Source organism: Sphingobium sp. FW306-1B-F04DB (genome assembly GCF_058781925.1).
In genome coordinates, this window is record NZ_JBYSXE010000029.1 from 1 (window position 1) to 26,379 (window position 26,379).

Below are 26,379 nucleotides of genomic sequence, written 5' to 3' on the forward strand. Positions count from 1 at the left end.
CCGTTGCCCCCCGCCGCCCCCGCCGCCAGCAGCGGCGCGACCGCGGGGATGATCCCGATTCCGACCACGACCATCTGCGCTGCGATCACGCTGCCATCGTCGAGGCGCACCCCCGTGACATGGCCGCCTTCGCCCACCAAACCCGTCACGCACGCCTCGAGCTGCACATCGACGCCGTGCGCGCGGTGCTCGGCCTCGTAGAAGCGCGACAAGGGCTCGCCCGCGACGCGCGCGAGCACGCGCGGCAACGCCTCGAGCACGGTCACTTTCTTGCCCGCCTTGGCAAGCACCGCGGCGGCCTCGAGCCCGATATAGCCGCCGCCCACGACCACCACATCGGTGGTGGTGTCGAGCGCCGCCATCATCGCGTCGGCATCGGCCCGCGTGCGCACGACATGCACGCCTTCAAGCTCCGTCCCCGCGCACCCCAGCATCCGCGGCGTGCCCCCCGTCGCCCACACGAGCTTGCCGAAGCCGATCACCGCGCCATCGGCGCAGGTCACGGTCCTCGCCTTCGCATCGACATCGGTCACGCGCCGCCCCGTCAGCAGCGCGACATTGCGTTCCTCCCAGAAACGCGCGGGGCGGATCTGGATGCGCTCGAACGCCTTCTCGCCCGACAGATATTCCTTGGACAAGGGCGGGCGCTCATAGGGGATTTCGGGCTCGTCGCCGATGATCGCGATGCTGCCCTCAAAACCCTGCTGGCGCAGCCCGATCGCCACCTGCGCACCACCATGCCCCGCGCCGACAATGAGCACGTCAAAGAAGTTCATCGACGGCTTTTCCCGTTCCCTGATTGGTTTGAGGCGCGTCTAGCCGCGCCTCAGCGCGCGGTCGATCAAGAAAAACTGCGGCATTACATTGTTCGACAATCGCCCGCGTCACGCGATCAATCGCGACAGAAGCCTTCCGACTGCTTTATCATCAGGCAATTCTTCTTGCCCGCCAGATATTTGAGGCCCGTCTCGTCACCGCTGGCCTTGCGGATCGTTTCTTCCACACCGCCGCGCGTGAAACGGATCGTGTCGTCAGCAGCGGTACCCTTGTAGCTTTGGGTGCCGTCGAGCAGCGTGACCTTGACGTCATAGCCGCCTGGCGCGCCCGCCTTGGCGATATCGAGTACCAGGCCTTCCGGCCCCGTCCATTTGCCGACCCAGGCGTCGGTCGCAGCGCTCCCGGCCCCGTCTGCCATATTGGCTTCGATCATGTTCGCATCCACCGGTTCCTCGTTGGCGGGAACCTCCTCGACATTGGCGGCCGCCATATCATCGGTCAGCGTGGCGTTGTCAGCGGCCTTCTCGCCACAGGCGGAAAGCAGTGCGACGGCGGCGATCAGGGGAAACGTGGTGCGCATAGGGTCATCCTCAAAAGCTCGGCTGGTCAACGCGGATATAGAGCCAATGGCTCCCCCGCTGTCCATGCCCATATTGGGTGGCGTTTCGCGCGTGGCTCGCCTAGAGCCTTTCCCGGCAAGACGTGCGTCTTGCCGGATGAGAAAGGCTCATAAAATGAGTCTGGAGCACTTCCCGACCGAAAAACCGGTTCCCACTTTTTCGGGAAGTGCTCTAGAGAGCGCGCATCCGACTCATCCGCAAATTTTGGGAGCGCATCATGCGTATCGCCATCGCATCCGATCACGCCGCAATCGAGCTCAAAAAGGTGCTGGGCGAGTGGGCGCGCGAGCAGGGACATGAAGTCACCGACCTCGGCCCCGCGACGATCGAAAGCGTCGACTATCCCGATTATGGCTACAAGCTCGCGCAGGCGATCGCAGATGGCGAGGCTGACCGCGGCATCGCGCTGTGCGGCTCGGGCATCGGCATCTCGATCGCGGTCAATCGTCACCCCGCCGCGCGCTGCGCGCTGGTGTCCGATCACCTGTCCGCGCGCCTTGCGCGTGAGCATAATGACGCCAATGTCATCGCGATGGGCGCACGGCTGATCGGCCTCGACATCGCCAAGGACTGCCTGGCGGTGTTCCTCACCACCGAGTTCGGCGGCGACCGCCATGTCCGCCGCGTCGAGAAACTCTCCCATCCCCGCTTCGAGAAGGAGTCCGCATGAGCACCAATCCCGCCAATTTGAGCGACGTCCAGCCCACCGGCTTCTTCACCCGCAACCTTGCCGACGCCGATCCTGCGGTGTTCGCGGGCGTGACGCACGAGCTGGAGCGCGAGCAGCACCAGATCGAGCTGATCGCATCGGAGAACATCGTCTCGCGCGCGGTGCTCGAGGCGCAGGGCTCGGTCTTCACCAACAAGTACGCGGAGGGCTATCCGGGCAAGCGCTACTACCAGGGCTGCGCGCCTTCGGACGAAGTCGAGACGCTCGCGATCGAACGCGCAAAACAGATGTTCAACTGCGGTTTCGCCAATGTCCAGCCGCACTCGGGCGCGCAGGCGAACGGCGCGGTGATGCTGGCGCTTACCAAGCCCGGCGACACGATCATGGGTCTCAGCCTCGACGCGGGCGGCCACCTCACCCACGGCGCGCGCCCCGCGCTGTCGGGCAAGTGGTACAATGCCGTGCAGTACGGCGTGCGCGAGGACGATCACCTGATCGATTTCGATCAGGTCGAGAAGCTCGCCAGGGAACACAGGCCCACGCTCATCATCGCGGGCGGATCGGCCTATCCGCGCCATATCGACTTCGCCCGCTTCCGTGCGATTGCCGATGAGGTCGGCGCGATCTTCATGGTCGACATGGCGCATTTCGCGGGTCTCGTCGCGGGCGGCGTCCACCCGACGCCCTTCGATCACGCGCATGTCGTCACCACCACCACGCACAAGACGCTGCGCGGGCCTCGCGGGGGCATGATCATGACCAATGACGAAGCCATCGCGAAGAAGATCAACTCGGCGGTATTCCCCGGCCTTCAGGGTGGCCCGCTGATGCACGTCATCGCCGCCAAGGCGGTCGCGTTCGGCGAGGCGCTCCAGCCCGAGTTCAAGAGCTACGCAAAGGCCGTGGTCGAGAACGCCAAGACGCTCGCCGCGACGCTCAAGGAGCGCGGCGCCGATCTGGTCTCGGGCGGCACCGACACGCACCTCGCGCTTGTAGACCTGCGCCCGCTCGGCGTGACGGGCAAGGACGCCGACGAGGCGCTCGAGCGTTCCGCGATCACCTGCAACAAGAACGGCATCCCCTTCGATCCCCTGCCGCCCACCAAGACCAGCGGTATCCGCGTCGGCAGCCCCGCGGGTACGACGCGCGGTTTCGGCACCGCCGAGTTCCGCGAGATCGGCAACATGATCGCCGACGTGCTCGACGGGCTGAAGGCCAAGGGCGAGCATGGCGATCCGGTGGTCGAGGCCGACGTGAAGGCCCGCGTCGGCGCGCTGTGCGACCGCTTCCCGATCTATCCGGGGGTGTGATCCTTGAAGTGCCCCTTTTGCGGTCATGAAGACAGCCAGGTAAAGGACAGCCGCCCCACCGAAGACGGGGCGGCGATCCGCCGGCGGCGCCAGTGCGAGGGGTGCGGCGCGCGCTTCACCACCTTCGAGCGCATCCAGCTGCGCGAGTTGACCGTGGTGAAGAGCGAAGGCCGCCGCGAACCTTTCGACCGCGAAAAGCTCGAACGCTCGATCGCCATCGCCTGCCGCAAGCGCGCGATCGATCAGGGGCGCATCGACAAGCTCGTCTCCGCCATACAGCGCCAGATCGAGACGAGCGGCGAGAGCGAGGTGACGGCCAATCAGCTCGGCAACATGGTGATGGACGGGCTGAAGGCGCTCGACAGCGTCGCCTATATCCGCTTCGCCTCGGTCTACAAGGACTTCACCGAAGCCAAGGATTTCGAGGATTTCGCGGGCAGCGTGAAGGAAATGGGGGACAAGTGATCCCCTCCCCTGCCATTGTCCTCGTTCGCCCCCAACTCGGCGAGAATATCGGCAAGGCCGCGCGTGCGATGCTCAATTTCGGGCTGACCGAAATGCGGCTCGTTTCCCCGCGCGACGGCTGGCCCAATCCCTCTGCGGGCCCCGCCGCATCAGGCGCGGATATCGTGCTCGAACGCGCGCAGGTGTTCGACAGCGTCGCCGAAGCCGTTGCCGATTGCCAGCACATCTATGCCACCACCGTGCGCAAGCGTGGTGTCACCAAACCCGTCGTCACTCCCGAGCAGGCCGCGCACGAGATGCGCGCCGCGCCCGGCAAGTCAGCAATTCTCTTTGGCCCCGAACGCTCGGGGCTCGAGACCGACGACGTCGCGGTGGCGCGCAAAATCCTGACCGTCCCGATCAATCCCGAATTCGGTTCGCTCAATCTGGCGCAGGCGGTGATCCTCGTCGCCTATGAATGGTCGAAAGGCGAAAGCCTAGCGAGTCCGCCTAGTGTCGAGATCGACCCGCCCGCGCCACAGGAGGAACTCGACGGCATGATCGGGCAGTTGGACGTCATGCTGGACAAGGCCGGCTATTTCTTCCCGCCCGACCGCGCCCCTTCCACCAAGCGGACGCTGCGCACGCTGCTCACCAAGCCCGGCTGGAATTCAATGGAGGTCCGCACGCTGCGCGGCGTGCTCTCCAGCCTCGCCAATCCGCGTCAGCGCTGATCGAAGACGTCGAGTTCATAGGCAATCGACGCCTCGACCAGATGTTCCCACAGCGCCTCGGCGATCGCGGGTGGAAAGCCGTTACCCGCCGCATTGGCACGTGCATTGGCGATCACTTCGGCCTTGCGCGCTTCGTCACGCACCATGCCGCGTTCGGGCTTGATCCGTGCCGCCGCCTCCATGAAGCGGAAGCGTTCGCCCAATAGCTTCGACAGTTCACGGTCTATGGAATCGACGCCGACGCGGACCTCGACCATCGTCTCGCACAACTCGGCTGATTTGCGTTGTTCGGTCATGCCGGCGATCTAGCGGCGCAAAACTGCCACGTCGAGCGCGCAATAATCATATATACATTTGTTCGGAAATATGTTTGATCGCCGCATCTTAAGTTCGCGCAAAAGGTAGTAAGCAATGCGCATGTTCGCTGTTCTCGTCGCATCGGCGTTGATTGTTGCCCCGGCCTTCGCCGCTGATGACAAAGCCGAAAAATCTGAAGGCAAGAAGATCTGCCGTACCATCAAGCTGGATACGGGCACGCGTCTCAGCGGCAAGAAGGTCTGCAAGACCGAAGCTCAATGGGCCGCCGCCGAAGCCCGCACCGCCAACGATCTTCGGAGCCTTCCAAACAGCTCGCGCTGATTCAAGCGGCGGGCGCCCTTCCCGCCGCTCTCCGGCTTGACTTTCCTGCCAGCGCGCGTATTAGCGCGCCCTTCGCAATTGGCTCCGCACCCCGGTGAAGCGGTGGCCCTGCCCAGATCCATGATCACAGCAGAGCGGTACCGGGACTAACCCGTCCCTTGCGGGCGGATCATGTTGTAGCAATTGAAGGAACTGACATGTCGAAGCGCAACAGCGCCAAGTACAAACTCGATCGCCGCATGGGCGAGAACATCTGGGGTCGCCCGAAGAGCCCCGTCAACCGCCGCGAATACGGCCCCGGCCAGCACGGCCAGCGCCGCAAGGGCAAGATGTCGGACTTCGGCATCCAGCTCCGCGCGAAGCAGAAGCTCAAGGGCTATTACGGCGAAGTCACCGAGAAGCAGTTCAAGAAAGCCTATTTCGAAGCCGCCCGCATGAAGGGCGACACCGGTCAGAACCTGATCGGCCTGCTCGAGCGTCGCCTCGACGCGCTCGTCTACCGCGCCAAGTTCGCCCCCACGATCTTCTCGGCGCGCCAGCTCGTGTCGCACGGCCACATCTATGTGAACGGCGTGAAGTGCAACATCGCGTCGCGCCTGGTGAAGCCGGGCGACGAGATCACGCTGGGCAAGAAGGCGCAGGAAATGGCGCTGGTCATGGAAGCACAGAGCCTCGCCGAGCGCGACATCCCCGATTACGTCGCGCCCGACGGCGCCGCCAAGGTCACCTTCACCCGCGTGCCCTCGCTCGACGAGGTGCCCTATCCGGTGAAGATGGAACCGAACCTGGTCGTCGAGTTCTACTCGCGCTGATCCGGCCTCTCGGCCAACGAACAAGAAAGGGCGGCCCCTCGGGACCGCCTTTTTCTTTTTGCCTTACAAACCGAGTGCTGTACGAATGAAGGCGTCGCTCTTCTCCAGCATCTCGGAGCGTACCTTCGAATCACGAAGATCGTGAGCCAGCCGCGGATAGACGATCAATTCCGCGCTCTTTCCGGCATCCTTCAACCTGTCCGTCATCAACTGCGATTGCTCGAGCTTGACGTTCGCATCCAGATCGCCGTGGAACATCAGCACCGGCGCCTTGATCTGCGCGGCATTCTGCGCCGGTGATCCTTCGCGGACATGCGGTCCGGTGCCGATGAACGCCTGCACTGCGGGACCATTCGTGTAGTTGCGCGCGCTTTGCTTTAGCTGCTGCAGGTCGGTGACGGGCGCGATCGCCACGACCGCCTTGAAAAGATTAGGCTCAACTACGTTCGATTGAAGCGCGGCATATCCGCCATAGGACCAGCCCACGATCGCCATTTTAACGGGGTCAGCCACGCCCGACGATATCAGCCAGCGCGCGCTGTCGTTGACGTCCCCGATCGCGGTGCGCCAGGACTGGAAGCCGTTCTTTTCGAACCACGCATCGCCATAACCAGCCGAACCACGGAAATTGGGCTGCAGCACGGCAAAGCCGCGATTGGCGTAGAATTGCGCAAGCCAGTCGAAGCCCCATTCGTCGCGCGCGCTCGGCCCTCCATGCGGCATGACGATCGCGGGCAGACCGCGGCCGTCGCTCCCCGGCGGCAGGGTGAGATAACCGGGCACCATTGTGCCATCGGCCGCCGGAAAACTGATCGGCTTCACCGTCGCAAGCTTCACACCCTCGAGCTGCGGGCGCTGCAGCAGGACTTCCTCCAGCTTCTTGGTGTTCTTGTCGAAAACGAAATAGCGCCCGGGATCGGTATCGCTTCCCGCCCACAGCAGGATGCGGCTCTCATCAAGGCTCGCATCGATGAAGTGGATCAGCGGCAGGCCCGGCAGCGCCTTGGAAAGCGAAGCGGAGAGTGCCTTGAGCGCGGGATCGAAATAGGTCGCCTCCCGCTTCTCGGTCACATAGGTCGCTCCCACGACGCGCCCCTGACGGCCGAAACGGATCAGCCCGTCGACGTCGACCTGCGGATGCTCGAAAACCAGCCTGTCCCCGAACGATCCGTCGAGCGACACCGCGTAAACGGCGCGCTTGCCGCTGATCTTGCGAAAGCCATAGACGACGTCCTTGTCGCGATCGACTGCGACTGGCGCGAAACCGATCTCGGTCAGTGTGTCGAACGTGTCGAGCCGCTCGAGCTTCTTTTCGCCCTTGCGGCGGTAATAATAGATCAGTTGCGACGTCTCATAGCCCGTCGCGCCCTTGAGCTGACCCACGCCCTGGATCCGCACGTCGCCGTGTCCGTCCGATATATATTCCACCACATCGGCGCTGCTGTCGGCGACGAGTTCCGATTTGCCCGTCCTGGTGTTTACCTTTTCCACGGCATAGCCGCGGAAGCCGTTCTGCCCGACAAGGACGACGTCCTCCTCGTCGGGCAGCCAATCCACGACATTGCCCCCGAACAGCGTGGGCCGGCCGTAATAGCGGTCGAGGCTCCGGTCGCTGACGAGCTTCAGGTTCGAGCCATCCGCATCCACCGCGACCAGCCGCGAAAGGGTGGTGGGCTCATCATCCAGCCGCGTGGCAATTTGCGTGGTGATGAGCAGTTGGCAAAGCAGGCGCTGGTTCGAGACCCAGCGGCAATCGGACAGGCGCTTGGGAAGGCCGTCGGCCATCAGCGCCCGATGCGGCTTTTCTCCCGACCCTATCGAAACCGTGTAAAGATCTGTCCCGCGCTCGCCCACCGCGCTGATGAAGGCAAGCTTCGTCCCGTCAGGCGAAAGGGTGACATAGTCCACGTTCGGGCGCAGGCCGAACAACGCTGCCGCCTCCGAGGCGGGCTGGGCGATTGCGACGGGCGAACCATAGAGAGCCGCAACGATCGCTATCAGAAATCGGGGCATTCCGGCTCCATGCATTGGGTACCTCTTGCGTATTTGGGCTGGCCGAACGGGCGGCCGGAAACGGCCGCCCGTTTTTCATTCACTTGATGCCCAGCGATGCCCGCAGGAATGCGTCGGACTTGCCCAGCATCTCGGTCCTGACCATTGAATCGACCAGCGAGTGCTCGAGCTTGGGATAGACGACCAGTTCGTGCTTCTTGCCCGCCGCGGCCAGTTTTTCGGCCATCAGGCGTGATTCGCCGACACCCACATTGGCGTCAAGGTCGCCGTGAAACATCAGCACGGGTGCCTTGATCTTGTCGGCATTTTGCGCGGGCGACCCTTCGCGCACATGCGGCCCATTTCCGATAAAGGCGTCGACCAGCCGGAAGTTCGTATATTCACGCGATTCCTGTCGCAGCCTTTCCAGATCCGTCACCGGAGCGATCGCGACGATGGCCTTGAACAGGTCGGGATCGAGCACCGCCGACTGGAGCGCGGCATAGCCGCCATAGGACCAGCCGACGATCGCCAGTTTCGACGCATCAGCAATGCCTTCGGACACCAGCCAGCGGCCACCGTCATTCACATCGCTGATCGCGGTCCGCCACGACTGGAATCCATTTTTCTGGAACCACTGATCGCCATAGCCGGACGATCCCCGGAAATTGGGCTGCAGGACTGCATAGCCGCGATGGGCGTAATATTGCGCCAGCCAGTCAAAACCCCATTCGTCGCGCGATCCGGGGCCACCGTGCGGCATCACGATCGCAGGCAGCTTCTTGCCCTCGCTCCCGGCAGGCAACGTGAGGTAGCCGGGGATCATCGTGCCTTCGGCCGCCTTGAAGCTCACCGGCTTGACCGGCGCGAGCTTCACGTTCTCGAGCTGCGGGCGCGTCAGCAGCACTTCGTTCAGGCTCTTGGTCTTCTTGTCGAAAACATAGTAGCGGCCCGGATCGGTGTCGCTGCCCGCCCAGAGCAGCAGCCTGTTCTCATCAAGGCTGGAGTCGACGAAGCTCACCAAGGGCAATCCCGGCAGCGCCTTCGAAAGCGCCGCGCCCAGCGATTTCAGCGCAGGATCGAAGAAAACGGTCTGTCGCTTGTCGGTCGCAAAGGTGACACCAACCACGCGATGCTGCCGCCCGATACGCACGAGCCCGTCCACATCCACTTGCGGGTGCGCGTAGACCAATTCCTCACGCATCGAGCCATCAAGCGCGATACGGAAGACCGCCTTGCGACCATCCTTGTCGCGAAAGCCATAAACGGCGTCCAGGTTGCGATCGACCGCGATCGGATTGAAGCCCTCGTCGGTCACAAGGTTGAGTTTGCCGAATTCGCGCCAGCTATCGCCGTCCTTCGCGCGGTAGAAATATTTGAGCGTCTGTTGGGAATAGCCCGTCGTGTCGTTCTTCGGAAGACTGCCCATCATGCGGATCCGGCCGTAGCCATCGGAGATATATTCGACCGCGTCGTCCTTCGGCGATTCGATGCGCTTGCTCGACAGACTCAGCGTGTCGACACGCTCCACGCCCAGACCGTTTTCCTTTTGCGCGAGGCGCGTATCGGTTGAAAATTCGGGCACAAAGTCGCGCGTACGCAGGATCGCGCCGTCTTCGCCCGGCAGCCAGTCAAGCACGTCCCCGCCATGCTGGTTCATGCGAAGCGCGCGCGATCCTGTCCGTGCGCTCACCAACTTCAGATTCTTGCCATCGGCATCCACGCCGATCAGCCGCGAAAAGCCGATCTTCAGACCGCCCTGATCGGTCATGCCCGTCACGCTGCATACAAGCCGCGTGTTCGACACCCAGCCGCAGTCCCGCAGACGTTCGGGATCGCCATCCGAATAGGCCGCCCGGACCGGAGCGGCGCCAGCCGCGACCTCGGCGGTGTAGAGGGTCGATCCACGTCCAGGGTCGGGCGCAATGAACGCTATCCTGCGACCATCGGGCGACAGGCTGATATCTTCCACATTTTCGCGAACGCCGAACAGCGCGGCAGCGTCATTGGCCTGTGCCTGTGCGACAGGCGACAGCATGGATGCCGCGAACAGCGCGGCGGCAAAGCGATGCATTCTATTCCCCCCCAGAATTCAGTACATTGGGGATGCTGCCGGGAACATTGGTCGGGCGCAATAGCGAATTGGTCGGCGCGGCGTTGCGTGCGCTCCGCCGCGCTGCCATGAAGCCGCCAGTCTCCAGATCATCGAGGAAGTCGCCGATGCGTTCCATTCTGTTGCTTGCCGCCGCCCCGCTTGCCCTTGCCGCGGTCAGTGCCCATGCCCAGTCGGGCGCGATATCGCTCGACACACTGAAATCGGTGACCGAGACGCTCTCATCCGACGCGTTCGAAGGTCGCGCGCCGACCACGCCCGCTGAGGACAAGACTGTCGCGCTGATCGCAGAACGCTTCCAGAAGGCCGGGCTGAAGCCCGGCAACAAGGGAAGCTGGTTTCAGGACGTGCCTTTGGTCGAGATCACCAACAGCAACGTCTCGCCGCTCGCCATCACCGGCGGCAAGACCCCGCTTTCGCTCAAGCTCCATGATGACATGGTGATCGGCACCTACCGTGTCGTCCCCAACATCGCGATCAAGGACAGCGACGTCGTCTTCGTCGGCTATGGCGTCAACGCGCCCGAGCGCGGCTGGAACGACTATGCGGGCGTCGACGTGAAGGGGAAGACCGTCGTTATCCTCATCAACGATCCCGACTGGCAGAAGCCCGATGTCGGCGGCACCTTCAACGGCCGCGCGATGACCTATTATGGCCGCTGGACCTACAAGTACGAAGAAGCCGCGCGCCAGGGCGCCGCCGCCGCGATCATCGTCCACGATACCGAGCCCGCGGCCTATGGCTGGAAGACTGTGGATTCGAGCTGGACGGGCCCGCAGCTCGGCGCCGACGACGTGAACAATCACATGGACCAGAGCCAGGCGGTGGGCTGGATCCAGAAACCCGCGGCCGAAGCGCTCTTCGCCTCGGCGGGCAAGGACTTCGCGAAGCTCGCCGAAGCCGCCAGACAGCCGGGCTTCAAGGCCGTGCCGCTGGGCGTCAAGGCCTCAGTCAGCTTCGACAACGCCATCAAGCGCAGCAAGTCGAAGAACGTGGTCGGCATCCTCCCCGGCAAGGCGCGCCCCGGCGAGACCTTCCTCTACACCGCGCACTGGGATCATCTCGGCCGCTGCATGCCCGACGAGACCGGCGACGACATTTGCAACGGCGCACTCGACAACGCCACGGGCACCGCGGGCCTGATCGCGATGGCAGAGGCGCAGGCCAAGGCGGGCGCTGTCGATCGCTCGATGGTCTTCCTCGCGGTCACCGCCGAGGAATCGGGGCTGCTCGGCTCCAAATATTATGCAGAGAATCCGATCTACCCGCTCGCTCGGACCGTGGGCGGCGTCAACATGGACGGGTTGAACATCCTCGGGCCCACCAGGGACGTCACGGCCATCGGCTGGGGCAAGTCCGAACTCGACCCGATCCTCGAGAGGGCGGTGAAGGCGCAGGGCCGCTACATCTCACCCGAATCCACGCCCGAAAAGGGCTTCTATTACCGTTCGGACCATTTCAGCATGGCCAAGCTCGGCGTGCCGATGTTCAACGCGGGCAGTGGCGACGATCTCGTCGCGGGCGGCAAGGCGCATGGCATGAAGGTCGCCGCGGAGTTCACCGACCAGCACTATCACCAGGCGTCGGACGAATATGATCCCAACTGGAACTGGGACGGCGCGGTGCAGGATCTTCAGCTTTACTACATGCTCGGCCGCGAGCTTGCGAACTCCACCGCCTGGCCAAACTGGAACGAGGGCGACGAGTTCCGCGCCACCCGCGACAAGAGCCGCGCAGGCGCGACCAAATAAGCCCCTCCCATTCTCCGCGCATCCTGAGTAGGGACCGACCGCGGCCGCAATGGCTGCTCAGGATGCGCGGCAGGATTGAGATGACAGTGAAGATGCTTCCCGAATGGGCGCCGCATGAGCGCGTCTGGATTGGCTTCCCCAGCCATGAGGTCGAATGGCCCGGCGTGCTCGATGCCGCCCGGCGCGAGGTTGCGGCGTTCGCCAATGCGGTCCATGCCGATGGCGCGGGCGAAGCCGTTCACCTGATCGCTGCCGATTCCGCCTCGGCCGAAGCAGCGCGCGCGCTCGCCGCCCCCGGGGTTGTCGTCGAGGAACATCGCTTCGGCGATATCTGGCTGCGCGATACCGGCCCCATAATCGTCGGCAGCGGCGCGGCGCGCGAAGCTCGCGATTTCGGCTTCAATGGCTGGGGCGGCAAATATGAAATGCCGGGCGACGAGGATATTGGTGCACGCCTCGCCGCCACGATCGGCCTCGATGCCACACGCTGCGACTGGATCTTCGAGGGCGGCGCCATAGACGTTGACGGCACGGGCCTAGTCGTGACCACCGAGCAATGCATTCTCAACGCGAACCGCAACCCTGGCCTGACGCGCGGGCAGATCGACGCGCGCCTCAAGACCGATCTGGGTTTCGACCGCATCCTGTGGCTCGGCGATGGCCTCTTGAACGACCATACCGACGGCCATGTGGACAATCTCGCGCGCTTCGTCGGCCCAAACCGCCTCGCGCTCCCCGCCCCCGCCGGCGAGGATGATCCCAATGCCGCGACCTATGCCGATGCGAAGGCGCGTGCCGAGGCGATGGGTGTCGAGGTCGTCCCCGTCCCTTCCCCCGGCCGCGTGATCCGCGACGGCGAAGTCATCCCGGCAAGCTATATGAACTTCTACATCGGCAACGCGGCGGTGGTCGTGCCCGTTTATGGTGCCGCCAGTGACGATGCCGGGGTTGCGGCGATCCAGGCGCTGTTCCCCGATCGCAAGGCGGTCGGCCTGCGCGCAGACCATATTCTCGTCGGCGGCGGCAGTTTCCATTGCATCAGCCAACAGGTACCGCACTGAGGCGGAGCGGGTCCACGGCATTGGCCACCGCGGACCCGCCCGCTGGAATCAGGCGAGGTCGAAGCGGTCCAGGTTCATCACCTTGACCCACGCCTTCACAAAGGCGTCGACGAACTTCGATCCCGCATCGTCGGTCGCATAGACTTCAGCCAGCGCGCGAAGCTGCGAGTTGGAACCGAAGATCAGGTCGACACGCGTGCCCGTGTACTTCTGCTCTCCGGTCTTGCGGTCGCGCGCGGCAAAGGTGCCATCCTCCGCGGCTTCCCACTTCATGCTCGTGCTCGTCTTGAGCAGGTTGACCAGGAAGTCGTTGGTCAGCGTCCCCGGCCGGTCGGTGAACACGCCATGCTTCGACCCGCCGACATTGGCACCGAGCACCCGCAGGCCCGCGACGAGCACGGTCATCTCCGGCGCGGTGAGCGTGAGCAGGTGTGCGCGATCGACCAGCAGTTCCTCGAGCGAATAGACCGAGCTTTCGCCGGCATAGTTGCGGAAGCCGTCGAACACGGGCTCAAGCGGCGCGAAGGAGTACGCGTCGGTCTGTTCCTGCGAGGCGTCGGTGCGGCCCGGCGTGAATGGTACGGTCACGTCATGACCGGCCTTTTTCGCCGCCGCCTCGACCGCGGCGGTCCCGCCGAGCACGATCAGGTCGGCGAGCGACACCCGCTTGCCGCCGCCCTGCGCGCCGTTGAACTCCTGCTGGATCGCTTCGAGCTTCGAGAGCGCGGCTGCCAGTTCCGCTGGCTCGTTGACCTCCCAGTCCTTCTGCGGCGTCAGCCGGATGCGCGCGCCATTCGCACCGCCGCGCTTGTCCGATCCCCGGAAGGTCGAGGCCGAAGCCCAGGCCGTCGCGACCAGTCGCGAGATCGACAGGCCGGAGTCGAGGATCCGGCTCTTGAGCGCGGCGATGTCCATCGCATCGATCAGCGGGTGATCGACCGCCGGCACCGGGTCCTGCCAGATGCGCGGTTCGGCCGGCACTTCGGGCCCGAGCAGGCGCGTATGCGGGCCCATGTCGCGATGCGTCAGCTTGTACCAAGCCTCGGCAAACGCATGCGCAAATTCGTCGGGATTCTCGTAGAAGCGTCTGGAGATCGGCCCGTAATTCGGATCGACGCGCAGCGAGAGATCGGTCGTCAGCATCGTCGGCTTGTGCCGCTTCGACGGATCGTGCGCGTCGGGGATCGTCGCCTCGGCATCCTTCGCCACCCATTGGCTAGCGCCCGCCGGACTCTTCGTCAGCTCATATTCGTGCTCGAACAGGTTGGTGAAGAAGCCATTGCCCCATTGTGTGGGGGTGGAGGTCCAGATGACCTCGAGCCCGCTGGTGATGGTATCACCGGCATTGCCCGTGCCGTAGCTGTTGGACCAGCCGAGCAACTGCTGCTCGATCGGGGCGCCTTCGGGTTCGGGACCGACATATTCCGAGGGATCGGCCGCGCCATGCGTCTTGCCGAAGGTGTGGCCGCCCGCGATCAGCGCGACGGTCTCCTCGTCGTTCATCGCCATGCGCGCAAAGGTCTCGCGTATGTCGACCGCGGCCTTGAGCGGATCCGGGTTGCCGTTCGGCCCCTCGGGATTGACGTAGATCAGCCCCATCTGGACCGCGGCCAGCGGGTGGGCGAGATCGCGCTCGCCGCTATACCGCTCGTCGCCGAGCCATTCGCGCTCGGGGCCCCAGGAAATGTCCCTTTCGGGTTCCCAGACATCCTCGCGCCCGCCGGAGAAGCCGGCGGTCTTGAAGCCCATCGATTCGAGCGCCACGTTGCCGGCGAGGACCAGCAGGTCGGCCCAGCTGAGCTTGCGGCCATATTTCTGCTTGATCGGCCACAGCAGCATGCGCGCCTTGTCGAGATTGGCATTGTCCGGCCAGCTGTTGAGCGGGGCGAAGCGCTGCGTACCAGCACCCGCGCCGCCTCGGCCGTCGCCGATGCGGTAAGTGCCCGCTGCGTGCCAGGCCATGCGGATGAAGAGCCCGCCATAATGGCCGAAGTCGGCGGGCCACCAATCCTGCGAGTCGGTCATCAATGCAGTGAGGTCCGCCTTCACCGCCGCGAGGTCGAGCGTCTTGAACTCCTCCGCATAGTCGAAGTCCTTGTCCATCGGGTCGCCGGCGGGCGGATTCTGATGGAGCACGGTAAGATCGAGTTGGTTCGGCCACCACAGCCGGTTGGTCATGTCGAAGAGTACGGCCCTGCCGGCTACCTTGCCGCCGCCCACCGGGCACTTGGTTTCGTCGTTCATAGCTCCTCCGATCGTGGTTTTCTGTGTCCACTTGCAACACGCGATGATTGCGCTGCGATGACCGGCTGTCTAATCGCTTTGTTTGCTCAGAGTGATCGAACCTTGGCGGGGAACGGGCCTGTACCGTCCACCCGGGGGACCGGCATCTATCGTGCCGAATGATAGCGCAACCGTGGCGCCGCAGCCAACGGCATTTCAGATCACGCCCATATCTTCGACCACCGCGCCGCGCAGGCGTTCGGCGTCGCGCGAAGGCGCGATGCCGAACATGCGCGAATATTCCCGGCTGAACTGCGACGCGCTTTCATAACCCACCGCATAGGCCGCACGCCCTGCGTCGGCGCTGGTCGCGAGCAGGCGGCGTGCGGCCTGAAGCCGCAGCGCCTTTTGAAACTGCAGCGGGCTCATCGCGGTCGCGGCCTTGAAGTGGCGATGAAAGGAAGGGAGGCTCATGCCCGCGATCTCGGCGAGCGTCTCGATCCGCACCGCCTTGTCGAAATGCGCCTGGATCCAGTGGATCGCGCGGCGCACGCGTGAATGCCGGCTGTCATCGCGCACGATCTGCCGGAGCATTTCGCCCTGCGGCCCCTGAAGCAGCCGATAGAGCAGCTCGCGCTCGCGCAAAGGCGCCAGCACGGCCACGTCGCGGGGCGTGGCATCGAGCAGCACCAGCAAATTCTGCCACGCGCTCAACAGTTCGGGAGTCACAGGCGCTACCGCGAAGCCGGCGGCGGGGCCACCCCGCACTGCCGGAATTTCGGCCAGAAGATCCGCAAGCGCATCACGATCGAGCGTGAGGCTCACCCCGACAAAGGGCTTGTCGGGTGTCGCCTCGACGATGCAACCCGAAACCGGCAGCTCCAGCGACACGAGGAAGGAGCAGGCCGGATCGTAGCGCAACATCCGGTCCCCGATCATCACCTGCTTCGCGCCCTGCAGCACCAGGCACGCCATCGGCTCATACACCCCGGACGCCGGCGTGCCCGGCTGCGGAGCGACACCGATCCCGACACGCGGAATCGCCGTCTGGAAGAGGATTTCATCGGTGTGCCGCATGACACGCTGGCACATTTCTTCAAGCTGGTTCCGCATGACCGCACAGATCGGTTGTAGCGGCGCGAAGCACAAGCCTTCACCTTGGCCGCCTCCCCGTGATGTTGATAGGATCAGGCAAGCGATCGACACGATCAGGCGCCCGTATCTCATCGACATGACCCAGATAGGCCGAGAGGCGGACAAACGCGTTTCGCCCGGAACGTGAAAGCAAGGACAGCAGCATGAACCAGAATTTTGATGCGGAATCGACCACCGACGAGGTGCTGGACGGTGTGAACTTGGCCGGCAGACGCGTCTTCGTGACCGGCGTTTCGGCCGGGCTCGGGGTAGAAACGGCGCGCGCACTCGTCGCGCACGGCGCGGACGTCGTCGGCGCGGCGCGCGATCTCGTAAAGGCTGAGCAAGCAACCTCCGATGTGCGCGAAGCCGCCGAAGCGAGCAATGGCAGCTTCGAAATCGTCCAGCTTGATCTCGCTTCGCTCCCAAGCGTGCGGGCATGCGCCGACGCGCTGCTCGCCGACGGCCGCCCCTTTGACATCATCATCGCCAATGCGGGTGTGATGGCGCCGCCGCTCGGCCGCACCGAGGACGGCTTCGAGACGCAGTTCGGCACCAACCATCTGGGTCACTTCGTGCTCGTCAACCGGATCGCGTCCCTGCTCCGGCCGGGCGGGAGGTTCGTAAGCCTTTCCTCGGCGGGCCATCGCTTCGCCGACATCGATCTCGATGATCCCAGTTTTGAGCAGACGGCCTACGACCCCTGGGCAGCCTATGGCCGCTCCAAGACCGCCAACGCGCTTTTCGCCGTGGAGTTCGATCGGCGTCACCGCGATCAGGGCATCCGCGCCGCTGCGGTTCACCCGGGCGGGATCCGGACCGAACTCGGCCGTCACATGAGCGAGGAAGACGAAAAGGCGCTCATGGCCTCGATCGATGCCGCCAATGCCGCAGCGGGCTTGCCCCCCTTCCAGTTCAAGACCATCCCGCAGGGCGCGGCGACCTCGGTATGGGCGGCGGCCGTCGCCGACGCCAACGCGGTCGGCGGCCGCTATTGCGAGGACTGCCATGTGGCGGAGATCGAGGAAGGCGAAGGAATCCGCGGCGGCGTTCGTGCCTATGCGATCGACCCCGAACGCGCACAGGCGCTCTGGGCGAAAAGCGAGGAACTGGTCGGCGAACGCTTCTAGAGTTTGGTCGTTTGCGGCAGAAGCGCGTGGTGTTTCTGCCGCAAACGTGAATTCGGGCGCAGCCTCGATCATATCTCTCCAGCAACGATTCATCTGTTCTACAAGACACGAAACCGCTATCAGGAACTCAACCGACGCCGGGGGTTCCTGTCATGCGGTTGCCCAAGATCTCCGATTGTAACGGCAGTCCCAACACGCCAGTTACCGGTCGACTTCATCACGTATTGCCAGACCGGGCGAACCGACCGTTTCCATCGCGCGTTGCAACAATTCGGATCAACAGGGCAATATTCCTGGCGCTCATGGCCCTGACCGAACCGCTGACCGCCCAGGACATCGTCGTGACCGCACGGCGCTACGAGGAACGGCTGCAGGACGTGCCACTGGCAGTGACTGCGCTGTCGTCAGAACGGATCGAAGATCTCTCCACTCCCGAGCTGGCGGCGATCGTCGAATTCGCGCCCAACGTCACCTTCGATCCAACCGCGTCATTGAGCGGCAGCTCGAACGCAGCCTCCATCTTTATCCGCGGCGTCGGCCAGACCGATTTCGCGATCACGACGGACCCCGGCGTCGGGGTCTATGCCGACGGCGTGTATCTTGCCCGCGCGACGGGAGCGGATCTCGACCTGCTCGACGTTGAACGGGTCGAGGTGCTGCGCGGGCCCCAGGGCACGCTGTTCGGCCGCAACACCATTGGTGGCGCGATCAGCGTAACGTCGCGCGCCCCGACCTACGATGGAATTGCGATGGAAGCCGAGGTGACACTCGGCCGCTTCAATCGCCGCGACGTCCGCGCCATCATGAATCTGCCGCTGGAATCCAATCTGGCGATGCGCGTTGCCGGGTCGATACAGCGCCGCGACGGCTTTGGCCTGAGACTGCTCACTGGTGAGCATCTCGGCGGCCAGGATCGGCATGCGGTGCGGCTATCGGCGGCATGGAAACCGCTTCCGTCCTTGGATGCCCGGATCATCTTCGATTATTCGAAGGCCGATGAGCAGTCGCCCGTGAGCACGACGCGCTTCACGTCGCGCAACAGCAGTGTCGAAGCCCCGGAGACGCTCTTCACCGGCCTGCTTTACAACAATCTGATCGGTAACCCCGCACCGTGCCAGTCCCCGGATTTCGTCGTGCCCTTCTGTGGCGTTCCCGGCCTGATTGCCCTGCCGCCCCTGCCCGCCGGAACGGTTCCCTATGATGCACGCTGGCTGACCGACGATCTGTTCACGTCAAACGCCACGGGTCCCGCGCGCTCGCGCTACGAGATCACGGGCGGCACCGCTATCGTGAACTGGAAAGGCGACGCGTTGCACATCAAGTCTGTGACCGGCTATCGCGAATCGAACTTTGCTTTCGGACGCGATCCGGACGGCTCGCCGCTTGTGCTGGTGCACACGTCCAACGCCATCCGCCATCGCCAGTTCAGCCAGGAACTCGAGGTCGGCGGCGAGCATGGGCGCTTCCGCTGGATCCTGGGCGGCTATTATCTTGATGAACACGCCCGCAACCGCCTTGTCGTGCCGTTCGCGCAGGAGACGTTCGCCACGATCAACCGGCTCGGTCTTGGCTGTACGCTACTGCCGGGACTGACGGGCGCGGCGGTGCCGATCCCCGCCAACCCCTGCCCCAACCCGTTCCTGATCACCGTGGTCGGCTCCGGTGCCACGGTCGACAATCGCAGCATCGCCGCTTTTGGCGAGGCGACGGTCGGGGTCGGCAAAGGGCTTTCGCTGACCGGTGGCTTGCGCTGGACCCGCGACCGCAAGCATGTCGACCTCAGCGGTTACTTCATCGGCGGGGTTCCCTTTTCACCCAACCCCGCCGCAACGGAGCATTTCACCCGCCTGACACCGCGCATCATACTCGATTACAAACCGAACCCGGATCTGATGCTCTACGGCTCGTTGGCCACGGGCTACAAATCCGGGGGCTTCAACGAGCGCTATGGCGCCCCGCTTGCGACCGGGCCGACCGCCTTTGCGCCAGAATCGGTGCAAAGCTTCGAGGTGGGCGGCAAGGCGACTTTGTGGAATGGGCGCGCGCGGCTGGGGCTGGCCTTGTTTCACGCGCGCTACGACGACATCCAGGTCGTCGTTTTCGACAATACGATTCCGCGCACGATCAATGCCGCCAAGGGCAAGACCGAGGGTGTGGAGTTCGAGGCCAATCTCCAACCGGTGAATGGCATCGCGCTCCAGCTTGCCTATGGCTACACCGATGCGCGTTATACGAAGCTCGATCCGGCGGTGATCGGCTCCTTCGGATTGCCCATCGTCAATCCCTTGCGGCTGAACTACGCCTTCGTGAACACCCCCCGGCACAATCTTTCGGTCGGAGCGGAATATCGCCATGACCTCGCCGCGGGAACGCTGCGGATCCGAGGCGACGTCAGCTACCGATCGCGAACTGCCAACGATGCGATCAACACGCCAGAACTGATCCAACCCGCGGTGACGCTGCTGCGCGCACGCGCCTCCTTCACGGGCCCGGACGATCGCTGGTCGGTTGCGGTGTTCGGGACCAACCTTACCAATCGACGCTACATCACCAGCGGCGCAGCCGACGAGGTCGGCTTTGCCCGCGCCGAGGTCAATGCCGGCCGCCCGCGCGAATGGGGTGTGTCCGCCTCGGTGCGATATTGATGTTGGCGGGTCTCAGGCCAGCAGCTTCTTTACCAGTGCGGTGTCGACAAATTGCTGGAGCGAGGTAACCTTTCCATCCTCGCCGAATTTCCAGAAATCGCAAAATTCGCTGGTTACCCGGTCCTTTCCGTTAACGCTGACATCCACCTGCCAGGTCATCACCGCGGTATCTCCGTCAACCATCGCGCTCAGTTTTCTAAGGTTTTCAAACCTGAAGGTTTGCACGAGCCCCTGCAACGCCGGCGCGGCTTCGACCTCGCCGGTCGGCATCCCCGGGGCAATCGCTTGACCCGAGAGGCAATAGGTCGCGTCGGGCGCGAAATGGCTCAACAGCCCCGCGGCATCGCCTGCCACGCGCGCATCGTAAGCCTTCCTGATGGTATCCAGCATTTCCGCACGATCGGGCATGTCTACCTCCTCGATTGCCCCCTGCCGTCGGGCAATTTCCTAGCACAATGGGTCCCGGTCCGACATGCGCGCAGAAGGTGGTCACCCTTTCGGCAAATGGCCTCGGCGACAGCATTGATCCGTCGCCGCCAGCATTTGCACCCATGCCCCTTGGCCGCACGACGCCGCGTCTCTATCTGGCGAGGATCGCCTCTGAAAAGGTTTGCCCGATGACCGAGATCACCGTCGCCGCACTGCAGCTCGCGCTTACCGACGACCTGGACGCCAATATCGCCGCGGTCTCGGATCTCGTGCGCGACGCCGCCGCGCGCGGGGCGAAGATCATCCTGCCACCTGAGCTCTTCGAAGGCCCCTATTTCTGCCAGGTCGAGGATGAATCGCTGTTCGCGCGCGCGCGCGCAACCGCCGAGCATCCCGCGGTGCTTGCCATGCAGAAGCTCGCCGCCGAACTCAGGGTGTACATCCCGACCAGCTTCTTCGAGCAGGACGGGCCGCACCACTACAACAGCCTCGCGATGATCGACGATGAAGGCCGGGTGATGGGCGTCTATCGCAAGAGCCACATCCCCGACGGGCCGGGCTATGAAGAGAAATTCTACTTCCGACCGGGCAATACCGGATTCAAGGTGTGGAAGACGCGCTACGGCACGATCGGCGTCGGTGTGTGTTGGGATCAATGGTATCCCGAATGCGCGCGCGCGATGATGCTAATGGGCGCCGATCTGCTCTTCTATCCCACCGCAATCGGCTCAGAACCCTATGATCCCGAACTCGATACCAGCCGCATGTGGCAGCGAGCGATGGTCGGCCACAGCGTCTCGAACGTCGTGCCCGTGATCGCCGCTAACCGCATCGGCAACGAAAACGGCCAGGTCTTCTATGGCCACAGTTTCATCTCCGACGAGTGGGGCGACTATCAGGCGAATTTCGGCCGCGACGAGACCGGCGCGATCGTCGCCACGCTGGATCTCGACCGCGCGCGCAGGCACCGCGCGGGCATGGGGTTCTTCCGCGACCGTCGCCCCGATCTCTATGCCCGGCTCGCCGAGGATATTTGATCCCGGCGTGCTCCGCACCTCTGATAGGCAAATTCCTGTTTTGACGTTCAGTAGCCGCGTTTATCGACAAAATGACTAGGGAGATTCCTATGACTGTCGCCCGTCACTACATCATGCACGCCGCCGAGGGTAAGGACGCAGCGCTCGAAACCGCGCTTCGCCAGCTCGCCGACGCGGTGCGCGGCGTTCCTGGCAGCGAAGGCGTCGAGTTGCTGCGCGACGTCGGCAATGAGCGCCGCTTCGTCTTCATCGAGAAGTGGGAGTCGGTCGACGCGCACAAGTCCGCGCGCGATCACCTGCCCAAGGATACGCTCACGCCAGTGATGGGCGCGCTCGATGGCCCGCCTGACGGCGCCTATCTCGACTATCTCAAAACGGTCTGAGCGCGATCGCGCGCTCGAATACCGCCTCGAACATCGCGGGGGTCAGCCGGCCGGTATTGGTGTTGTAGCGCGAGCAATGATAGCTATCGATCACCAGCTCGCCGCCCGGCATGCGATGTTCGGCTAGGTGCCCGAAGCGGGCCTTGGGCAGCCGGCCGCCGAGTACCTTGACGATCGACTGGTGTGCGATCTGGCCCAAGGCGATGAACACGCGCGCATTGGGCAGCGCTGCCCGGCTTTGCTCCAGAAACGGGCGGCAGGTGTGGATCTCCTCCGGCGTGGGCTTGTTCTCGGGTGGCAGACATTTGACCGCGTTGATGATGATCGCGCCGCTCAGCCGCATACCGTCGTCGACGCGCCCCTCATACTTTCCCTCGGAGAGCCCGAACCTGGCCAGCGTCGCGAATAGCAGGTCTCCCGCATAGTCGCCCGTGAAGGGCCGGCTCGTGCGGTTGGCGCCATTGCGCCCCGGCGCCAGCCCGACGATCGCCAGCCATGCCTCGGCATCGCCAAAAGCGGGGATCGGCGCATTCCACCAATCGGGATGCACGACGCGCAATTCCTGCCGCAATGCCACCAGCCGCGGGCAGCGCGGACAGTCGCGCGGCGGCTCGCTCTGCGGGATCGGACTTTCAATGAACATGCGATCGGGATAGGCGCGCAACCATGCCGGTTTCAACCTATGCGATCGCGCTCGGTTCCAACAAGCGCCACCGCCGCTACGGCGCGCCGCGGCGCGTGATCGCCGCCGCGCTCGCCGCGCTCGAGGCCGAGGGCGTCACCATCCTTGCCGCGTCGCCGATAATCGAGACCGCGCCGCTGGGGCCGTCGCTTCGACGCTACGCGAATGCAGCTGCGGTGATCCGGTCCAACGACGCGCCCCCTGCCCTGCTCACCCGGCTCAAGCGCATCGAGCGCGGCTTTGGCCGACGCCCCGCGCAGCGCTGGGCCGCGCGCGTGCTCGATCTCGACATCATCCTCTGGTCGGGGGGGATCTGGGCCTCGCACGGCCTCGGCATTCCCCATCGCCACTATCGCGAGCGCGCCTTCGTGCTCGAACCGCTGGCGGCGATCGCCCCTGACTGGCGCGATCCGCTCACCGGTAATTCCGTGCAGCACCATCTTTATCGCCTCGAGCGCAGAACCCCGGTTGACCGCAGGGCCCCGCGCTCCTAGTGGAAACCGCCTTGGTGAGGGCCGTTAGCTCAGTCGGTAGAGCAACTGACTTTTAATCAGTAGGTCGCTGGTTCGAATCCAGCACGGCTCACCAAAATTCCATAAAAATCAATAAGATATCAATCGATGCCCGGTTAAAACGCCCCAATAGGTAACACCTTAGGTAACACTTTGGTCATGCTGGGAGGCCGATTTGCCGCTCACCCGCAGTTTTGCCGCGCCGGCGCCTGCCGGATGGCCTCGCGTCCTAAATTCACAACCAAGTGAGTCTTGCCGGTTCCGGGCGGCGGCCCCAGGAACAGCGTCGTATCGCCATACGCGATCCAGCGGCAGGTCGCGAACTCGCGGATTATGATGTCGCGAACCGCCATTCATCGACGCGGCTAAACCAATGAATTCACATCGGTTTTCTCTCTTAGAAGACACTTGCAAAATAGTCAATGACACAAGAAATGACACAAATTTCAAGACGCTAGATATTGATCAGCGGTCCATCACAAAATTCCCGACCTTTTGTGCGTTAGAGCAGCGGACATGGGGCCGCCAGCCAGCCCGTCGCCACGCTTATATCCGGGAGATCCTTTTCTCGGGAGTGCCGCAAATGGGCCGGAAGCCGCCGGTCCACTTCCAGGCAGAAAATGAAGAAAAGCTGCCAAGAAGCAAAACCGTGATCGGCTCGACTTTCCCACGGCACCGCTGTCATGGTCCCCAACACATGTTCATCTTGGAACTTCAAGATGGTCCAGAAAGACCTAGAATTCATCCATTGGGAGTCATTGCGAAGGCCTTGATCATGTCTGCAGAACCGCCAGCCAGACTATCCGCCGCCGATGGTTGCCAGGCCAGATCGATGCCCATCGTTGCCAACCTGTGGCGTCGAAGCGTCGACCGGGTTCTGGATATGATGGCAGCAAGGCCCCGAAAGGATGCACGCATGCGCAAGCCCCTTCTCTCCGTGGCTGCCTGTCTGGCGCTCGCGATCTTCTGCGGCACGGTTTCGGCACAGCAACTTACGCCACGCGAAAGCCAGGAACTCGAACTTCTGCAAAAGCCCGAAAGCTGGTTTCTGGAACAGCTCGGCGACAAGCGCGAAGTCGTGGACGGACAGACGCTCGATCCCAAGCTGCAGTATATGTTCGTCAAATATTGGCGACAGCCGTCACCCGCCGGCGGCAATCCGCTCGCGAACGCCGAATCGCGCGCAGCGCTGCGGGCGAGCGCCAACCGTGCCTGGATATTCAAGACCAAAGTCACGCCCGACATGGCGCAGGTTCGGGACGCTGTGGTCAAGGGTCGGCACGGCGATATCCCGGTTCGCGTCTATCGGCCGGTCACCCGCGAATCCGGGGCGCTGCCGATGCTTGTCTATTTTCATGGCGGCGGCTGGCTCTTTGGCAGCCTAGATGCGAGCGACCGCGTCGCGCGACTGATCGCGAACGAAGCGCGCGTAATCGTGGTCTCGGTCGATTACCGGCTCGCCCCCGAACACGCCTTTCCCATTGCTTGGGATGACGCCGAAGATGCGTGGCACTGGGTGCGCGCCAATGCGGCCGTACTGGACGGCGACCCCCACCGCATCGGTGTTGGCGGTGACAGCGCGGGCGGCAATCTCGCGGTGAACGTCTCGGGCCGGCAGCTTGCCGCGCGCAAGCCCATGCCGCTCTACCAGTTGCTCTATTATCCGGCGGTCGATCTCAGGGCGCGCGACTATCGTTCCTACGCGCTGTTCGGCGCGGGCTATGGCCTGGATCGCGCTTTCGCAGCGCTCGCCATTGACGCGGTCTTTCCCAAGGGCGACCTCGACAATCCGGAGATCTCGCCGATCATGGCAAAAAGCATGAAGGGCATGCCCGCGACAATTCTCGCATCGGCAGGATTCGACATACTGCGCGATTCCGGCCGGGCCTATGCCAGGCGGCTGGAGCGCGAGGGCGTAAGCGTCGTCTATCTCAACTACCCCACGCTCAATCACAGTTTTCTGCAGAACAGCGGCGTGATCGAGGACGCAGACCATGCCGCCACCCGGACGGCGCAGTTGTTCGGGCAGGTCATTCGCTCGCGCATACCGGTACCAGCGGCCGATAGTCAGGGAGGCGAGTAATGCTGCCGCTGCTGCGGGGGATTCGAGTAGTCGAGGTCGGCGCGGTCGTGCTCGGCCCCTATGCTGGACAGATGCTTGGCGACCTGGGCGCAGAGGTGATCAAGGTCGAACCATTGGAAGGCGATATCGCTCGCGATGCCTTCCCCCGCGGCGAGGTCGGCGGCGCGCTGTTCGTCAACAACAACCGCAACAAGCGGATGCTGGCGATCGATTTGAAGAAGCCCGAGGGCCGCGCGGCGCTGGCGAAGCTGATCGAAAGCGCGGACGTCCTGCTCCACAATATGCGCGTTGAGGCGGCAGAGCGGCTCGGGATCGGTTTCGAGGCCACGGCGGCGATCAACCCCCGGATCATCCATTGCGCCGCCATCGGCTTTGGCCAGCGCGGGCGCTATCGCGACCGCCCGGCCTTTGACGACATCATTCAGGCCGCGAGCGGGGTCGCCGGCCTTTCCACCGCGACGGGCGGAGACCCGAGCTTCGTCTCGACGATCCTGGCCGACAAGGTCGCCGCGCTGCACGCGGTCTATGGCATCCTCGCCGCGCTCGTCGCCCGCGCCAATGGCCATGACGGTGCGATTCAGGTCGAGGTACCGATGTTCGAGGCACTCGCCGCCTTCCTGCTCAACGAGCATCTTGCGGAAGCCACGTTCGATATCGACGGCGGGGTCGGCTATCCGCGCATCCTGTCACCCAATCGGCGCCCGTTCCGGACCGCCGATGGCTGGATAGCGGCACTCCCCTATACCGATCGGCAGTGGCGCGCCTTCCTGGCCGAGATCGGCCGCGAGGATGTAACGCAGACCGGCTGGTTCAACGACCCGCGCGAGCGTCCGGCGCACGTCGACGAACTTTACGCGCTGATAGCGGAGAACCTGCCGGCCCGCAGTACCGCGGAGTGGATCGAGGCGCTGTCGGCGCGCGACGTTCCCTGTTCGCAAGTCAACGGAATCGGCGACCTGCTCAGCGACCCGCATCTGGCGGAGATCGGCTTTTTCGACATACCGGAGGGTTATCCGCAAGGCATCGCGCGTACGCTGCCGCAGCCGGTGCTGTTCGCAGGGATCGCGTCGTCACCCGACACTGCGCCCCGCGCGCTGGGCGCGGACAGTGAGGCGGTATTGCGGACGTGCGGCCTGGACGAAGACGAGATCGAAGCGCTGATCGCCGGGGGGATCGTGCGAACGGCCGGCTAGCCTGC

Annotated in this window: 25 protein-coding genes, 1 tRNA gene and 1 pseudogene; 16 read left to right on the forward strand and 11 right to left on the reverse strand. The window is 64.0% G+C overall.

All coding sequences use genetic code 11. From position 1 onward, the window contains the following. Positions 1 to 776: NAD(P)/FAD-dependent oxidoreductase (locus AC3WJD_RS13370; RefSeq protein WP_492747166.1), on the reverse strand; the 776-nt coding region annotated here is incomplete at its 3' end. A 116-nt stretch (positions 777 to 892) separates the two neighbouring features. Further along, the gene (locus AC3WJD_RS13375; protein ID WP_492747168.1) at positions 893 to 1,357 is read right to left on the reverse strand and encodes a hypothetical protein; all 465 of its coding nucleotides are present in this window, start codon (positions 1,355 to 1,357) and stop codon (positions 893 to 895) included. A 257-nt stretch (positions 1,358 to 1,614) separates the two neighbouring features. On the opposite strand from AC3WJD_RS13375, the gene rpiB reads away from it, so the two are divergent. From rpiB to AC3WJD_RS13395, 4 genes are read left to right on the forward strand one after another with little or no spacing between them, the layout of a single operon-like run. Then, positions 1,615 to 2,067 (forward strand): ribose 5-phosphate isomerase B, encoded by a 453-nt coding sequence (rpiB, locus tag AC3WJD_RS13380; protein WP_492747169.1) that lies wholly within the window; start codon positions 1,615 to 1,617, stop codon positions 2,065 to 2,067. Next, positions 2,064 to 3,377 carry a serine hydroxymethyltransferase gene (glyA, locus tag AC3WJD_RS13385; RefSeq protein WP_492747170.1) on the forward strand — a complete coding sequence of 438 codons (1,314 nt, stop codon included), beginning with the start codon at positions 2,064 to 2,066 and terminating at the stop codon, positions 3,375 to 3,377. The genes rpiB and glyA overlap by 4 nt, the downstream gene beginning before the upstream one ends. A 3-nt stretch (positions 3,378 to 3,380) precedes the next feature. Next, on the forward strand, positions 3,381 to 3,842 hold the full coding sequence (nrdR, locus tag AC3WJD_RS13390; protein WP_492747171.1) for a transcriptional regulator NrdR: 462 nt from the start codon (positions 3,381 to 3,383) through the stop codon (positions 3,840 to 3,842). Beyond that, entirely contained in the window at positions 3,842 to 4,555 is a 714-nt protein-coding gene (locus AC3WJD_RS13395) for an RNA methyltransferase (protein WP_492747212.1), read from the forward strand. The genes nrdR and AC3WJD_RS13395 overlap by 1 nt, the downstream gene beginning before the upstream one ends. On the opposite strand, the gene AC3WJD_RS13400 is transcribed toward AC3WJD_RS13395, so the two are convergent. Continuing rightward, positions 4,546 to 4,851: a chorismate mutase gene (locus AC3WJD_RS13400; RefSeq protein WP_492747172.1), complete on the reverse strand. Its 306-nt coding sequence runs from the start codon at positions 4,849 to 4,851 to the stop codon at positions 4,546 to 4,548. The genes AC3WJD_RS13395 and AC3WJD_RS13400 overlap by 10 nt on opposite strands. A gap of 115 nt (positions 4,852 to 4,966) precedes the next feature. Between AC3WJD_RS13400 and AC3WJD_RS13405 the strand changes: the two genes are divergently transcribed. Continuing rightward, entirely contained in the window at positions 4,967 to 5,194 is a 228-nt protein-coding gene (locus tag AC3WJD_RS13405; RefSeq protein ID WP_492747173.1) for a hypothetical protein, read from the forward strand. Positions 5,195 to 5,391: 197 nt separating this feature from the next. Beyond that, entirely contained in the window at positions 5,392 to 6,006 is a 615-nt protein-coding gene (gene rpsD, locus AC3WJD_RS13410; RefSeq protein WP_492747174.1) for a 30S ribosomal protein S4, read from the forward strand. Between the two features lie 63 nt (positions 6,007 to 6,069). Here rpsD and AC3WJD_RS13415 read toward each other — a convergent pair whose 3' ends face one another. The 3 genes from AC3WJD_RS13415 to AC3WJD_RS13425 all read right to left on the reverse strand — a co-directional run bounded on the left by AC3WJD_RS13415 (position 6,070) and on the right by AC3WJD_RS13425 (position 10,229). Next, positions 6,070 to 8,019, reverse strand: coding sequence for an alpha/beta hydrolase family protein (locus tag AC3WJD_RS13415; protein WP_492747176.1), 1,950 nt, complete (start codon positions 8,017 to 8,019; stop codon positions 6,070 to 6,072). A gap of 79 nt (positions 8,020 to 8,098) precedes the next feature. Next, complete coding sequence (locus tag AC3WJD_RS13420; protein ID WP_492747177.1) at positions 8,099 to 10,072, reverse strand: alpha/beta hydrolase family protein; 1,974 nt, start codon at positions 10,070 to 10,072, stop codon at positions 8,099 to 8,101. 1 nt (position 10,073) lies between these two features. After that, positions 10,074 to 10,229 (reverse strand): hypothetical protein, encoded by a 156-nt coding sequence (locus AC3WJD_RS13425; protein ID WP_492747178.1) that lies wholly within the window; start codon positions 10,227 to 10,229, stop codon positions 10,074 to 10,076. Between AC3WJD_RS13425 and AC3WJD_RS13430 the strand changes: the two genes are divergently transcribed. Beyond that, positions 10,219 to 11,862 carry a M28 family metallopeptidase gene (locus tag AC3WJD_RS13430; protein WP_492747179.1) on the forward strand — a complete coding sequence of 548 codons (1,644 nt, stop codon included), beginning with the start codon at positions 10,219 to 10,221 and terminating at the stop codon, positions 11,860 to 11,862. The genes AC3WJD_RS13425 and AC3WJD_RS13430 overlap by 11 nt on opposite strands. Before the next feature lie 80 nt (positions 11,863 to 11,942). Next, complete coding sequence (locus AC3WJD_RS13435) at positions 11,943 to 12,923, forward strand: agmatine deiminase family protein (protein WP_492747180.1); 981 nt, start codon at positions 11,943 to 11,945, stop codon at positions 12,921 to 12,923. A 48-nt stretch (positions 12,924 to 12,971) separates the two neighbouring features. On the opposite strand, the gene katG is transcribed toward AC3WJD_RS13435, so the two are convergent. Further along, entirely contained in the window at positions 12,972 to 15,167 is a 2,196-nt protein-coding gene (katG, locus tag AC3WJD_RS13440) for a catalase/peroxidase HPI (protein WP_492747181.1), read from the reverse strand. Positions 15,168 to 15,362: 195 nt separating this feature from the next. Beyond that, positions 15,363 to 16,223: an AraC family transcriptional regulator gene (locus AC3WJD_RS13445; RefSeq protein ID WP_492747183.1), complete on the reverse strand. Its 861-nt coding sequence runs from the start codon at positions 16,221 to 16,223 to the stop codon at positions 15,363 to 15,365. A gap of 221 nt (positions 16,224 to 16,444) precedes the next feature. Between AC3WJD_RS13445 and AC3WJD_RS13450 the strand changes: the two genes are divergently transcribed. Together AC3WJD_RS13450 and AC3WJD_RS13455 are read left to right on the forward strand one after the other, a co-directional pair. After that, the gene (locus AC3WJD_RS13450; protein ID WP_492747184.1) at positions 16,445 to 17,410 is read left to right on the forward strand and encodes an SDR family NAD(P)-dependent oxidoreductase; all 966 of its coding nucleotides are present in this window, start codon (positions 16,445 to 16,447) and stop codon (positions 17,408 to 17,410) included. Positions 17,411 to 17,712: 302 nt separating this feature from the next. Continuing rightward, positions 17,713 to 20,055 carry a TonB-dependent receptor gene (locus tag AC3WJD_RS13455; RefSeq protein WP_492747185.1) on the forward strand — a complete coding sequence of 781 codons (2,343 nt, stop codon included), beginning with the start codon at positions 17,713 to 17,715 and terminating at the stop codon, positions 20,053 to 20,055. Between the two features lie 12 nt (positions 20,056 to 20,067). Here the strand turns inward: AC3WJD_RS13455 and AC3WJD_RS13460 are convergent, their stop codons facing one another. After that, positions 20,068 to 20,463 (reverse strand): nuclear transport factor 2 family protein, encoded by a 396-nt coding sequence (locus AC3WJD_RS13460; RefSeq protein ID WP_492747187.1) that lies wholly within the window; start codon positions 20,461 to 20,463, stop codon positions 20,068 to 20,070. Between the two features lie 209 nt (positions 20,464 to 20,672). On the opposite strand from AC3WJD_RS13460, the gene aguB reads away from it, so the two are divergent. After that, positions 20,673 to 21,521 (forward strand): N-carbamoylputrescine amidase, encoded by an 849-nt coding sequence (aguB, locus tag AC3WJD_RS13465; protein WP_492747188.1) that lies wholly within the window; start codon positions 20,673 to 20,675, stop codon positions 21,519 to 21,521. Positions 21,522 to 21,610: 89 nt separating this feature from the next. Continuing rightward, entirely contained in the window at positions 21,611 to 21,904 is a 294-nt protein-coding gene (locus tag AC3WJD_RS13470; protein WP_492747189.1) for a putative quinol monooxygenase, read from the forward strand. On the opposite strand, the gene AC3WJD_RS13475 is transcribed toward AC3WJD_RS13470, so the two are convergent. Beyond that, positions 21,891 to 22,547 carry a uracil-DNA glycosylase gene (locus AC3WJD_RS13475; RefSeq protein ID WP_492747190.1) on the reverse strand — a complete coding sequence of 219 codons (657 nt, stop codon included), beginning with the start codon at positions 22,545 to 22,547 and terminating at the stop codon, positions 21,891 to 21,893. The genes AC3WJD_RS13470 and AC3WJD_RS13475 overlap by 14 nt on opposite strands. A gap of 23 nt (positions 22,548 to 22,570) precedes the next feature. Here AC3WJD_RS13475 and folK point away from each other — a divergent pair, with 23 nt between their 5' ends. Further along, on the forward strand, positions 22,571 to 23,080 hold the full coding sequence (gene folK / locus AC3WJD_RS13480) for a 2-amino-4-hydroxy-6-hydroxymethyldihydropteridine diphosphokinase (protein WP_492747191.1): 510 nt from the start codon (positions 22,571 to 22,573) through the stop codon (positions 23,078 to 23,080). Positions 23,081 to 23,098: 18 nt separating this feature from the next. After that, a tRNA-Lys gene (locus AC3WJD_RS13485) sits at positions 23,099 to 23,174 on the forward strand. A 133-nt stretch (positions 23,175 to 23,307) separates the two neighbouring features. Here the strand turns inward: AC3WJD_RS13485 and AC3WJD_RS13490 are convergent. Next, positions 23,308 to 23,430: pseudogene (locus AC3WJD_RS13490) on the reverse strand (ATP-binding protein); the annotation flags it as partial. Between the two features lie 251 nt (positions 23,431 to 23,681). Between AC3WJD_RS13490 and AC3WJD_RS13495 the strand changes: the two are divergent. Then, complete coding sequence (locus tag AC3WJD_RS13495; RefSeq protein WP_492747192.1) at positions 23,682 to 25,181, forward strand: alpha/beta hydrolase; 1,500 nt, start codon at positions 23,682 to 23,684, stop codon at positions 25,179 to 25,181. Continuing rightward, positions 25,181 to 26,374, forward strand: coding sequence for a CaiB/BaiF CoA transferase family protein (locus AC3WJD_RS13500; RefSeq protein WP_492747193.1), 1,194 nt, complete (start codon positions 25,181 to 25,183; stop codon positions 26,372 to 26,374). The genes AC3WJD_RS13495 and AC3WJD_RS13500 overlap by 1 nt, the downstream gene beginning before the upstream one ends. The last annotated feature ends 5 nt before the right edge of the window (positions 26,375 to 26,379 follow it).